Below are 12,017 nucleotides of genomic sequence, written 5' to 3'. Positions count from 1 at the left end.
GCGTCGATTTGCACCATCGCGGACGCACCATTCGACCGATAGAAGGGCTCCCTCCACGGTGCGAAACGCCGCGCAGCTCGATGTCGGATCGAAACTTCGACCCGAAAGCGCGGGCGCCAGGGCATCCGGGTCCGCCACCTCCGGGAGGTGCTCCCTCGATGGTGCGAAACGCCGCGCAGCTCGTTGAGAAACCATGACTTCCGCCCGATCGTGTGCGTCGGTCCGTTCGAGACCGGATCCTTCCGTCCTCCAACGACTTCGGCGAAACAACGCACCATTGGGGATGCACACCACGACCGATGAGCGGTTGAGACGGGTCTCCGCGCTTTCGACGCGGCCCATCGCCCCGGGAGGCGAGGGGCCGCGGCCGATCACTCGAAGGCTGCCGGTCCCGCGGCAAGGCCCGCCGCCACGCCGCCCGCGACGGCGCCGCCGGCGACGAGCGCGCCGATCGTCCCTTGCGAAAGGCCCGCGCCGAAGAGGACCTGCATCCAGCCCGCGAGAGGACCGCCGGCGACGGCGGCGAGGAGAACCGACCGCGCGAGATCGACCGCGAGCGTCCCGAGGGCCGCTCCCGTGCCACCCAGGATCGCTCCGGAGAGCAGCACCGGACTGGCCACGAAGAGGAACGGGGCGCCGACGAGCCGCAACAGGGCGACCTCGTCCCGCTTGTCGTCCAGGGCCAGACGCACCACGCTTCCGATCGTCGTGAGGGCGCCCGCGAGAAGGAGTCCCGCTCCCCCGAGGACGAACCAGCTGAACGCCCGAGCGGCGCGGGCCACGGCAGCGAGCCAGTCGCGGTCGAAGCGGATCCCGGTCACGCGAGGATCGTCCTTCAGCCGCTCGAGCACCGGATCCAGGCCCCCGGCGTCCGCCGAGGCGGGGACGAGACGGAGCGACGGCGGGAACGGATTTCCGCCGAGCAGCCGGTCGACGTCCCCCAGGTCGGGGAACAGGCGCCGGAACTCGTCCAGCGCCTGCTCGGGCGGTACCCATTCCACCCGGCGCACCGCCGGTTCGCGCGCCAACTCCTTTTCGAGGTCTCCAACGTCCGAACGGCGGGTCTCCGGCGCGAGGTAGATATCGACGACCGCCTGGTCGATCCAGCCGGCGACCACCTGCCGGACGCCTTGGGTCAAGAGGAGAAAGGCCGAGAGAAGCGCGACGGCGACCACCATCGACGCGACCGAGAGGGCGGACGCGATCGGCCGCCGCAGCAGGTCGGTGAGGGCCGTGCGAAGCGCCTCCCAGGCGAAGCGTACCGCCCTCACGCGGCCCGGTCCTCCTCCAGCCGGCCGTTCCGCAAGCGGACGACGCGACCGCCGGCCTGGTCGATCAGCGATGGATCGTGCGTCGCCAGCACCACGGTCGTACCCCTGGCGTGGATCTCCCGCAGGAGGCCCAGGATCTCGAGAGAGCGCTCGCGGTCGAGATTTCCGGTCGGCTCGTCGGCGAGAACGATCCGGGGCTCCGCGGCGAGCGCGCGCGCGATCGCCACCCTCTGCTGCTCTCCTCCCGAGAGCGAACTCGGCCAGTCGCTGGCGCGATGCGCCAGCCCGACCCACTCGAGCACCCGCCGGGTCCGGTCGCGCCGCCGGCCCGCCGGCCAGCCGAGCGCGCGGAGCACGAAGGAGACGTTCTCGGCGACCGTGCGCCTCGGCAAGAGGCGGAAGTCCTGGAAGACGACCCCGATGCGGCGACGCAGGGCCGGTACCTCGCGCCAGCCGAGCCGCGACACATCGAGGCCGTCGACGATCACGCGGCCGGAGGTGGGGAGGATCTCGCGGTACAACAGCTGCAGCAGCGTGGTCTTCCCCGCACCGGAGGGTCCGGTGACGGTCACGAACTCCCCCGGCGCGACGTGCAGGGAAATGTCGCGAAGGGCCGGCTCGAGGCGGTAGACCTTGCTGACGCGGTCGAGGAGGATCATCTCGCGCGCATCATGCCATCATCGACGCCCTGCGTCCCGTTCCGGGGCGCGCCCCGGTCAGGACTCCCGCAGGAGCGCCTCCAGCCGGCGGCGCAGCCGGCCGGGATCGGCCCGCCCACCGCTGCGGCGGAGACCCATGCCCACGAAGTGGTCGATCAGGCCCGTCTTGCCGGCCCGATACCGGCGGAGAAGATCGGGCGCCTCCCGCAAAATCTCCCGGCAAAGCGCCTCGATGTCCTGGTCCCCGAGGCTCTCGCGAGCTTCGCGCTCGGCCCACTCCAGGACGTCGCCGCCCCGTCCGGCCGCCTGCCGGAGTGCGCGGCGGGCCCGCGCGTGGCTGAGCTTTCCCGTGGAAACCCGTTCGACGAGCGCGGCGAGCGTCTCGGGAGGGACCCGGGGCGCTTCCCCGTCTTCCCCGAAGATCACCGCCGCTTCTCCCAGGATCCAGTGGGCGGCCTCGCGCGCCGCCGCCCCCGCACCGATCGCGCGGTCGAAGTAGCGGGCGAGGGCGGGCCGGTGCGCCAGGTCCCGCGCCGGACCGGAGGGCACCCCCAAGGCGAGGTAGCGCTCGATCCGCAGGTGGATCGGTTCGGGCAGATTTCTCCCCGCGGCGGCGAGCAGGGCCCGGCGGAGCCGCAGCGGGGGCAGGTCGGGCTCCGGCAGGTAGCGGTAGTCGAACTCGTGCTCCTTGCCGCGCAGGCGGCGCGTGCAGCGGCGGCGATCGTCCCAGGCCCGCGTCTCGTCGGCCGCCCCCGGATCCGCGCCGGCAAGCCGCTCGATCTCGTAGGCCAGCGCGCGGCGCACGTTGCGGAACGAGTTGAGGTTCTTGATCTCGACCCTGGCGGCCCCCGGCCCCAGCGAGACGTTGGCGTCGCAGCGGAGAGAGCCCTTCTCCATCTCCGCATCGCTCACGCCGAGATCGACGAGCGTCGCCTTCAGGCGCTCGAGAAAACGTTCGGCCTCTTCGGGGGAGGCCAGCGCCGGCTCGGTGACCACCTCCACCAGCGGCGCGCCGCAGCGGTTGAAGTCGAGTCCGGTCCGCCCTCCGGGGAACCGGCCGTGAATCGACTTTCCCGCGTCCTCTTCGATGTGGATCCGCTGCAGCGGAACGGGATGCGAGGGCGGGCCGATGTCGAGGGCGCCGCCCGTCGCCAGCGGGCGCCGCTGTTGGGTGATCTGGTAGCCCTTGGGCAGGTCGGGATAGAAGTAGTTCTTCCTGTCCCACTCCGAAACCGGATGGACGCGCGCCCCCAGCGCCAGGGCCAGCCGAACCGCCAGCCGGACGGCCTCCCGGTTCGGCACCGGCAACGCCCCCGGAAGGCCGAGGCACACCGGGCACACGAGCGTGTTGGGGGGCGCGTCGGCGCGAACGGGGCAGCCGCAGAACAGCTTCGTCGCTGTCCTGAGCCGGGCATGGACCTCGAGCCCGATCACCGGGGCCCGCCGGATCACCGGTGCCTCCCGGGGGCGCCGCCCGGCGCCGCTCCGCTCACACCAGCTCTTCCTCGTCCCAGATGCCGACGAACCACGACACGACCGACACCACCAGCGAGCCGAGCACCGCCCACCCCAAGGAGCGAACCTCGAACCCGGGCACGACCGCCGCAGCCAGCATGAACAACAGGCCGTTCAACACGAGATAGAACAGCCCGAGCGTGAGCAGGGTGATCGGAAGCGTGAGGATCAACAGCACCGGTCTCACGATCGCGTTGAGGAAGCCGAGCACCAGGGCGGCGACCGCCAGCGCCGGCAACGACCGCACGGTCACGCCCGGCAGGATCCACCCCGCGGCCGCCAGGGCCACCGCGACCGTGAACCAGTGGGTCAGAAAGCGCTTCATCGCGCTCCCCTCACGGCGCCACGAGGCTCCGAGCGGCCTCCTCCCGCTCGGCATCGGCCCGCTCCGCCCGGCTCAGCCGTTCGACCAGGATGCTCGTTTCGACGATGCGGTTGCGCTCCCAGAACGAGCGGATGTGCGTCGTCTGGAGGGTGGCCCGGACGTCGCACTCCCGATCGACCCAGCGCGCGCGGCGCCCGAACACGCCGAGCGTCGCATCGCTTTCGGGATCGACGAACTCCCCGTTCGATTGGGGAGGACCCCACCTCGCGACCAGCGCTTTTTCCAGCTCGTCGTAGCCGGCGGTTTCGGGAGGGACGTTCAAGCGCACCGCGACCACCACCTCGCGCGGCTCCCGGTTCGCTCCGCCTTCCTCGACGGCGACGGTGATCCGGAACTTGTCCCGCTCGGCGCACGCACCCCCGTCGCGCTCGCGGCCACACCAGGAGTAGACGGTCTCGTCGCGCCCGGCGGTCCCGGGGGCGGGGGCCCACCGCCCGCCACGGGAGCGGGCCAGGTCGGCCGCCTCCTCCAGCGTCATCCCGAGCCGGAAACCCTGGAGGGACCAGCGCCGCCCGCAGTCGCCCCCCTCCTGCGAGAGCGCGACGGCCCCGGCCCCGGCGAGGAGCACGACGAGCAGCGCGGAGCTGGCGATCGGTCGCATCTCGGCGCCTCCGCGCCCGCGGTCAGCGATGGAAGAGCAGCACGTCGCCCGGCCGCAGGTAGATGTTGTCCGCCGTCGGTTTGCCGGCGAGCAGATCGCTGCAGTCGATCTTGATCCACTCGGCCCCGCCTTCCGACTGCCGGATGAGCGTCATCTTCTCGTTGGCGAACGCGGTGAGGCCTCCCGCGGCAGCGATCGCCTGGAGAAGGGTCGTCGGCTGGTAGAAGCTCAGCACGCCCTGGCGGTTCACCTCGCCCAGCACGTAGACCTTGAAGCTGTTGATCTCCTTGACGATCACCGCCACGTTGGGATTTTCGAAGAACGGCTCCAGCTTTTCGGCGATGACCCGGCTCAGACGGGCGGGTGTCAGCCCCTCGGCCTTCACGTCACCGATCATCGGCAGGGAGATCATGCCGTCGGGACGGACCCGCACCTCGAGCTGAATGTTCTTGTCCTCAAAGACCCAGACGTACAGGAGATCCTCGACGCCGATGATGTACGACCGGTCGTCGTCGGAAGGCGCCGCCGGGGCCGGGACCGCGGCCAACGCGCCGGACACCGCGGCGGCGAGGAGCAGAAAAAGCGCGCGCATCTGCCGAGACCTCCGTTCCGGGCTCCGCTCCGGGCCGGCCGATTATGATGGCCGCCGCGGCGGCGGGGCAATCGCCCGGCCCGCGCGACGCCCTCAGTGCGGGCCGGCGGGCTCGCTCCCGCGGCGGGCGGCGATGGCCCCGAGAATCGGCTCGGCGTTGACGCCGAGATCGGCCGCCTTCCGAGCTTCCTTCTCGGCCTCGTCCAAGCGTTCCAGCCGGAGCAGGGTCGTCGCGTAGGCGAGATGCAGGCTGCCGTCGACCGGCGCCGCCTCGATCGCCTCGGCGAAGTAGCGCGCGGCGTCCTCGTAGTGACCGAGAGCGAAGTGCGTCTGCGCCACGCGCCGCAGCACGTCCGCGCGCCCCGGCACCAGCTCCGACACCCGGATCCACGTCTCGAGCGCCGCGTCGAGCTTTCCCTGCCACTCGTGGGCCATCGCCACGGTGGAGAGAATCCGGGGATTGTCCGGGGCAGCCTTCCCGGCCCGCTGGATCAGCTCGTATCCCTCCTGGGGACGTTCCGTCTTGACGTACAGCATTCCCAGGTTGAGCAGGGCCCCTGGATGATCCGGCTTCGCGGCGAGGGCTTTCTTGAGGTATTCCTCGCCCTTCTCGACGTCCTTGACGTGGATGCGCGCGTCGCCGGCGACGAAATAGGCCTCTGCCACCTGGTCCGGAGAGGCGAGCGGCGACCGGGCCACACGCAGCGCCTCGTCCACCGCCTTCTCCGTGTCGCCGGCCTTCCACAGCCCCTTGGCGTAGAGGAGGCGCACCTGCGGGTCGTCGGGGGCCTTGCCGAGCGCCTCGACCAGCAGCTCCATCCCCCGCTCGACCTGGCCGGTGGCCACCAGCAGCCGCCCGTAGCGGGCCCGGGCGACGGCGTCGTCCGGGTGCTGCTCGACCTCGCGGCGCAGCGCATCGAGTTTCTCGCGGACCTCGGGGGTGAGCGGAACGACGCGCCCCTGGACACCCGTTTCGGCTGGCGGCGCGGGAGCGCCGCCGGCCTCCGCCTCCGTCGCTCCGCCCGGGACGGGGACGATCGCCAGGAGGAAAGCGGTCGAAACGAGCGCGCAACGCCGATGCGTGGTCCTCTTCATGGTGTCTCGCTCCTCTTGTTGGCGGCCAGCCGTTCCAGCTCGTGGTGCTCGAGTTTCTTGTAGAGATTCGAACGCGGCGTCCCGATGGCCTGTGCGGTACGGGTGATGTTCCAGTCGTTTTCTTCCAGCTTGCGCAGGAGGAAAGCCCGCTCGGCGCGCTCCTTGAACTCCCTGAGCGTCTCGGCGTCGAAGAAGCTCTCCTCCCGGCCTCCCCTCCGGTCGTCGGGTCGCGGCAGGTCCTCAACGTCGATGGTGTCACCGGGCGCGAGGACGATCGCCCGCTCGAGGAGGTTCCGCAGCTCCCGGACGTTCCCGGGCCATGGCCGCGATGCGAGCTCCGCCAGAGCCTCGCGGGTGAACCGGCGAGGCTTGAAATTGTTCTCGCGGCAGATGAGAGCCGTCAGGTGTTCCACCAGCTCGGGAATATCCTCGCGGCGCTCGCGCAGGGGGGGCAGATGGATCGGCAGGACGTTGAGGCGGTAGTAGAGATCCTCCCGGAATCGGCCCTTCTCGATCTCCTCCCGCAGGTCCTTGTTGGTGGCGGCGATGACCCTCACGTCGACGCGGACCGTCTTCCCCGCCCCCAGCGGCTCGACCTCGCCGTCCTGAAGCGCCCGGAGCACCTTCGCCTGCGTCCGCAGCGACATGTCGCCGACTTCGTCGAGGAAGATGGTTCCGCGGTGTGCGCGGACGAAACGGCCCTCCTGGCGCGAGGAGGCGCCGGTGAAGGCGCCCTTCTCGTGGCCGAACAGCTCCGACTCGATCAGCTCGTCCGGAATGGCCGCGCAGTTGACCTTCACGAACGGGCGCTCGCGCCTCCGCGACGCGCGGTGGATCGCGCGCGCGACCAGCTCCTTGCCCGTTCCCGACTCTCCGGTCACGAGTACCGTCGCCTGGGTCGGTCCCGCGCGCTCGATCATCCGCCGCACCCGCTGCATCGCCTCGCTGCTGCCGACGAGACGCCACCGCGCCTCGTCGTCCGCCTGCCGGGCGCGCGCCTCCGCCTCCAGCCGGCGCCGCTCGAGCGCCCGTGCCAGTCTCCGCAGCACCACCTCCCGCTCCAGCGGCTTTTCGAGGAAGTCCTCGGCACCGAGCCGGAGCGCCTCGACCGCGGTGGCGATCGTCCCATGCCCCGAGATCATCAGGACGGGAACCTCCGGGAGGGATGCGCGGATCTTCTTCAGGGCTTCCATCCCGTCGAGACCCGGCATGCGGATGTCGAGAAGAATGGCGTCCGGACGCTGGGCGATCGCCTTCCGGACGCCCTCGGCGCCGTCCGCCGCCTCGAGCACCTCGTACCCGGCGTACTCGAGCACCTCCCGGAGCGCGAGGCGGTTCGCCGCCTCGTCGTCGACGACGAGGAGCGTCGCCCGGCCGGCGTCCCCGCCTCGCAGACCGCTCATGGCGCCTCGAAGAAGACGAGCGCTTCGGAGCGCCCCGGATCGGCGACGCGCGCGCGCACCACGCTCCCGGACGCGATCTCTTCCACCGCCCGCCGATAGTCCTCCACCGAACGGATCGGCCGGCCGTTCAGCTCCATCAGCAGAAGACCCGGCCGGATGCCGCGGTCGGCGGCGGAGGAGTTCGGCTCGACGTCGGTGATCCACACGCCTTCGAGGCCGCGGTCCGCCAGTTCCTCGCGGTCCTCCGCGCTGGGAGCCTCGACGGTGAAGCCGAGACCGGACTCCGACTCGGGCTCGGCCTCCTCCCGGCTCTCCTCGGGGGCCCCGCTCGCTTCGGAAGGACTCACCGGACGCTCGGCGAGCTCCACCACGAGGCGGTGCTCGGAGTTGTCGCGCCAGATCACGAGCTCGACCTTGTCGCCCGGAGCATGGTCGCTGATCACGCGGACCAGGCTCGAGCTGTCGGCGATCGGCTGTCCTTCGACCTCCAGGACGATGTCCCCGGGGCGAAGGCCCGCCTCGGCCGCCGGCATCCCCTCGGTCACCGCCTCGACCACCGCGCCGCGGGGCTTCTCCAGACCGTAGTAACGGGCCACCAGCCGGTCGACCGGACTCACGGTCACACCGAGGAAGCCGCGCTTGACCGTGCCGGTGCGCACGATCTGCTCGAGCACGTGGCGCACGGGAGTGATCGGCAGGGCGAAGCTGATGCCCTCGACGAGCTGCTCCTCGCCGAACGCGACGCGGCCGTTCCGGATGATGGCGGTGTTGATGCCGACCACCTCTCCCCGCGAGTTGAGCAGCGGGCCGCCCGAGTTGCCGAAGTTGATCGCCGCGTCGGTCTGGATGTACTCCCCCAGCTCCCCCGGGTTGTCGGCGATCCGCCGGCCCTTTCCGCTCACCACACCGACCGTCACGGAGTAGTTGAAGATCAGCGGATGGCCGATCGCGACCACCCACTCGCCCACGCGCAGCGACTCGGAATCCCCGAGAGGCAGGGCGGGAAACTCGCGGTCCGCATCGACCTTCAGCACGGCGAAATCGAGGTAGGGATCGGTTCCCACCAGCTCCGCGTCGAGCAGGTCCCCGTCGTTCGTCTGGATGCGGAAGGTGTCGCCGTTCTCGATGACGTGCTTGTTGGTGAGGATGTAGCCGTCCGTCGTGAAGAAGAAACCCGACCCGGCCTGCTGCACCTGCGGCTGGCTGCCCCCGGGCGCGTGGGGGTTCTGGTGCCGGAAGAAGCGGCGGAAGAGGGGATTGTCGAACAGCGATCCCCCTTCCGGCTCCGTCACCGCCTTGCGCGAGGTCACCTTGACCACCGAGGGGATGGCGCGTTCCACGAGGTCGGCGAAGCTCGGCAACGCCGCGGCGGGGGCTTCCCGAGGCGGGGGAGCGAGCTTCAGCCCGTCCGCCGCCCGCTCGACCGGCGGGACGACCGCCGCGAGAACCGCGCCGGCGATCACCGCGGCGCCCATCATGAGGCCCTTTCCGACGAACTCCGGCCTGCTCATCGCCTACCTCCTGGAAAGCACCGCCCGCGGTTCCGAGCTTGCCCGACGCCCGCGCGGCGCGCCACAACAGCCGGGCTCAGTCCCCGCCCGGCTCGGGGTCGGCCACCGGATGGCCTTCCTTCCGGTACTGCTTCAGCTTGCGCTGCAGCGTCCGCAGGCCGATCCCCAGCATCTCGGCGGCCTGCGTCCGGTTGCCCCCCGTCTTCTCCAGCGTGTGCAGGATCGCTTCCCGCTCGATCTCCTCCATCGTCCGCCCGGCGAGGCCGATTCCCATCGGCGACGAGGCCCGCGCCGGCTCCCGCGCCATCCGGCGCAGCTCCTCGGGGAGATGGCTGGGCCGGATCTCCTCCCCCGCGTGCAGGATCACCAGCGACTCCATCATGTTCCTCAGCTCGCGCACGTTCCCCGGCCAGGGGGCGACGCGGAGGAGCTCCATCGCCTCCGGCGTCAACCGCGGGGGTTTGCGGTCGTTCTCGACCGCCATCCGCTCGAGGAACGCGGTCGCCAGCAGCGGGATGTCGTCCGGCCGCTCGCGCAGCGGAGGGATCTTCAGGGTCACCACCGCCAGGCGGTAGTACAGGTCGTGACGGAACTCGCCCCTCTCGGCCATGGCCGCCAGGTCGCGGTTCGTCGCGGCGAGGACCCTCACGTCCACCTTCACCTCGCTCGTGCCGCCGACCCGCATGAAGGTCTGGGTCTCGAGCACGCGCAGCAGTTTGCTCTGCAGGCCGAGGGGCAGCTCGCCGATCTCGTCGAGAAACAAGGTGCCGCCGTCGGCCAGTTCGAACTTCCCCGGCTTGCGCGCCTGCGCCCCGGTGAACGCTCCCTTCTCGTGGCCGAACAGCTCCGACTCCAGCATCTCGGAAGGGATCGCGGCGCAATCGACGGGGAGAAAGGTCTCGCGGGCCCGGGGCGAGTGCCGGTGGATCGCCCGGGCGACGAGCTCCTTGCCCGTTCCCGATTCGCCCACGATCAGCACCGACGATCGCGCCGGGGCGACCTGGCGGATCTTGCGGAACAGCTCGAGCATGCTGCCGCTCCGCCCGATCATCCCCTCGAAGCTCCCTTCCTCGGAGAGGGTCTCCTCGATCGCCCGGTACTCGTCGAGCTGCCGCGAGAGGCGGACCTTTTTCACCAGATTCGCCACCCGGGCACGCATGACGCCGAGATTCACCGGCTTTTCGAGATAGTCCTCCGCTCCGTACTTCATCGCCTCGAGAAACGACTGCTCGGAGGCAAAAGCGGTGATCATGAGGACGCCGATGTCGGGCACCATGTCCCGCACCCGCCGCAGCAGCTCGAGTCCATCCATGCCGGGCATCCGGAGGTCGGTGACGATGAGCTCCACGTCCGGGTGATTGCGGACGTAGGCGAGCGCCTCGGCGCCGTCGCCGAAGCTCGCGACCTCGTACCCGCCGCGCCGCAGCGCCTTCTCCATCGCGTCGCGGTTCCGGTCGTCGTCGTCGACCAGCACGATGCGGCCTTCCCCCTGGGCGCCGGCGGCGCTCCGATCGACCACGCTCACGACGTCTCCCTCCACGCCGGCACGGCACCGGCATCGACCTCGCCCGGTTCCCCGGCCACGGCCGGCGGCAGGACGATGCGGAACAGGCTGCCGCCGCCCGGAGCCGACTCCAGCTCGATCCGTCCGCCGTGGGCGTCGACCGCCCGCCGCGCGATCGGCAGGCCGAGGCCGCTGCCGGCCGGCTTTTCGGAGTAGAAGATCTCGAAGATCCGCTCCCGCTTCTCGGGCGGGATGCCGGGACCTTCGTCGATGACCTCGATGCGCGCCTCACCGCGCTCGGTGGGCCCCGTGCGGACCAGGACCCTCTTTCCCTTCGAGCTCACCTCGAGCGCGTTCTGGAGAATGTTGACGAGGGCCTGCCGGATCTGGCCGCTGTCGATCCGCACCGGCGGGGTTCCCTCCTCCTGCTCGAAATCGAGCTCCACGCCGCAGCTCGCGAACTGGGGCCGCAGGAAGGCGACCACGTCCCGGACGATCTCCTCCACCTCCATTTCTTCCCGCTGGAGGCTGGCGGGGCGGGCGAAGGCGAGAAAGTCCTTGACCAGGCGCTCGAGACGCTGCACCTCCGCCCGGCTGGAGCGGAGCAAGGAGAGCGACTCGTCGTCCACGACCCCCTCGGCCAGCCCCTCCTCGAGGAGCTGGAGGTTGATGTTCATCGCGTTGAGCGGGTTGCGGATCTCGTGCGCGAGTCCGGAGGCGAGCGTGCCGAGAGCCGCGAGCTGGTCCGCGCGCTGCGCCTCGGCCTCGAGGCGGCGGACGCGGTGGACCATCCGCAGGACGTAGAGGAAGGCCACCGCCAGCAGGAGCAGGCTGACCGCGCCCCCGAAGAGAAGCTGGAGGACGAGCGAACGCCGCTGGCGCTCGAACTCGGCCTGCAGGGCGTTCGGGTCGAGGCCGACACGAACGGCGCCCGTCTGCGCCGCGAGCGGAACCTCGACCACCTGATCCCGCGTCACGCCGCGAAGCGCGAACGTCCGGCCCGGAACGCGGGGAATCGCCGGCGCCGGCGGCGCGTCGGGGCTGGGGGGCGCCGCCCCACCGAACGCCTGGCCGGTGTTCGCCACCGCCTCGCGCCGGCGGCTCTTCCGGAAGAGCAGGCGGCCGTCCGGCGTGAGAACCTCGACGAAATCGACCACCCGCAGCCGGGCGGTGTACCGGTCGATGACCCGGCCGAGAACGGCCCGCTTTTCGATCACGCGGAGGTGGTCGATCGCGCCCCCCGGCGCCAGCTCGGCGCTGATCTCCCCCGCCATCGCGCGCGCCGCCTCGATCGCCTCGATCATCTTGCTCCGCACGGCCCGCTGGTCGAAATCGTGGAAGAAGAGCCAGGCGACGAGGATCACGTCCGAGGCCAGCAGCAGGGCGAAGAGCACCACCGCCCGCAGCAGGAGCCGGCGCACCGCCTTCTCCGGTTGCCGCGACAGCATTCCGCGCACGTCGGGCCGCTCCTCATCGGCGCG

Annotated in this window: 11 protein-coding genes; all 11 read right to left on the bottom strand. The window is 70.9% G+C overall.

The window, feature by feature from the left end:
- Positions 1 to 371: 371 nt before the first annotated feature.
- Positions 372 to 1,271: a hypothetical protein gene (locus D6718_04915; protein RMG46873.1), complete on the bottom strand. Its 900-nt coding sequence runs from the start codon at positions 1,269 to 1,271 to the stop codon at positions 372 to 374.
- On the bottom strand, positions 1,268 to 1,930 hold the full coding sequence (ftsE, locus tag D6718_04910) for a cell division ATP-binding protein FtsE (GenBank protein RMG46872.1): 663 nt from the start codon (positions 1,928 to 1,930) through the stop codon (positions 1,268 to 1,270). Before ftsE ends, D6718_04915 begins: the two co-directional genes overlap by 4 nt.
- A 57-nt stretch (positions 1,931 to 1,987) precedes the next feature.
- A complete protein-coding gene (gene gatB / locus D6718_04905) occupies positions 1,988 to 3,538 on the bottom strand; it encodes an Asp-tRNA(Asn)/Glu-tRNA(Gln) amidotransferase subunit GatB (GenBank protein RMG46871.1) in 1,551 nt (516 codons plus the stop codon).
- Complete coding sequence (locus tag D6718_04900) at positions 3,420 to 3,770, bottom strand: phage holin family protein (protein RMG46876.1); 351 nt, start codon at positions 3,768 to 3,770, stop codon at positions 3,420 to 3,422. Before D6718_04900 ends, gatB begins: the two co-directional genes overlap by 119 nt.
- Positions 3,771 to 3,780: 10 nt before the next feature.
- Entirely contained in the window at positions 3,781 to 4,431 is a 651-nt protein-coding gene (locus D6718_04895) for a hypothetical protein (GenBank protein RMG46870.1), read from the bottom strand.
- A 22-nt stretch (positions 4,432 to 4,453) separates the two neighbouring features.
- Complete coding sequence (locus D6718_04890) at positions 4,454 to 5,023, bottom strand: sugar ABC transporter substrate-binding protein (protein RMG46869.1); 570 nt, start codon at positions 5,021 to 5,023, stop codon at positions 4,454 to 4,456.
- Positions 5,024 to 5,116: 93 nt separating this feature from the next.
- On the bottom strand, positions 5,117 to 6,118 hold the full coding sequence (locus D6718_04885) for a tetratricopeptide repeat protein (protein ID RMG46868.1): 1,002 nt from the start codon (positions 6,116 to 6,118) through the stop codon (positions 5,117 to 5,119).
- The gene (locus D6718_04880; GenBank protein ID RMG46867.1) at positions 6,115 to 7,521 is read right to left on the bottom strand and encodes a sigma-54-dependent Fis family transcriptional regulator; all 1,407 of its coding nucleotides are present in this window, start codon (positions 7,519 to 7,521) and stop codon (positions 6,115 to 6,117) included. The genes D6718_04885 and D6718_04880 overlap by 4 nt, the downstream gene beginning before the upstream one ends.
- The gene (locus D6718_04875; protein RMG46866.1) at positions 7,518 to 9,032 is read right to left on the bottom strand and encodes a PDZ domain-containing protein; all 1,515 of its coding nucleotides are present in this window, start codon (positions 9,030 to 9,032) and stop codon (positions 7,518 to 7,520) included. The genes D6718_04880 and D6718_04875 overlap by 4 nt, the downstream gene beginning before the upstream one ends.
- Positions 9,033 to 9,108: 76 nt before the next feature.
- The gene (locus tag D6718_04870) at positions 9,109 to 10,557 is read right to left on the bottom strand and encodes a sigma-54-dependent Fis family transcriptional regulator (GenBank protein ID RMG46865.1); all 1,449 of its coding nucleotides are present in this window, start codon (positions 10,555 to 10,557) and stop codon (positions 9,109 to 9,111) included.
- Complete coding sequence (locus D6718_04865; GenBank protein RMG46864.1) at positions 10,554 to 11,993, bottom strand: hypothetical protein; 1,440 nt, start codon at positions 11,991 to 11,993, stop codon at positions 10,554 to 10,556. Before D6718_04865 ends, D6718_04870 begins: the two co-directional genes overlap by 4 nt.
- Between the last annotated feature and the right edge of the window lie 24 nt (positions 11,994 to 12,017).

The organism is Acidobacteriota bacterium, from assembly GCA_003696075.1.
In the GTDB taxonomy this organism is placed as follows: domain Bacteria; phylum Acidobacteriota; class Polarisedimenticolia; order J045; family J045; genus J045.
The sequence above is the reverse complement of the archived record's forward strand: the minus strand, read 5'-3'. Positions and strand labels throughout refer to the sequence as shown.

Coding starts and splice junctions, on each gene's coding strand:
- ftsE (RMG46872.1), bottom strand. CDS start 1,930: ATGATCCTCCTCGACCGCGTCAGCAAGGTCTACCGCCTCGAGCCGGCC.
- D6718_04880 (RMG46867.1), bottom strand. CDS start 7,521: ATGAGCGGTCTGCGAGGCGGGGACGCCGGCCGGGCGACGCTCCTCGTC.
- D6718_04900 (RMG46876.1), bottom strand. CDS start 3,770: ATGAAGCGCTTTCTGACCCACTGGTTCACGGTCGCGGTGGCCCTGGCG.
- D6718_04885 (RMG46868.1), bottom strand. CDS start 6,118: ATGAAGAGGACCACGCATCGGCGTTGCGCGCTCGTTTCGACCGCTTTC.
- D6718_04890 (RMG46869.1), bottom strand. CDS start 5,023: ATGCGCGCGCTTTTTCTGCTCCTCGCCGCCGCGGTGTCCGGCGCGTTG.
- D6718_04895 (RMG46870.1), bottom strand. CDS start 4,431: ATGCGACCGATCGCCAGCTCCGCGCTGCTCGTCGTGCTCCTCGCCGGG.
- D6718_04875 (RMG46866.1), bottom strand. CDS start 9,032: ATGAGCAGGCCGGAGTTCGTCGGAAAGGGCCTCATGATGGGCGCCGCG.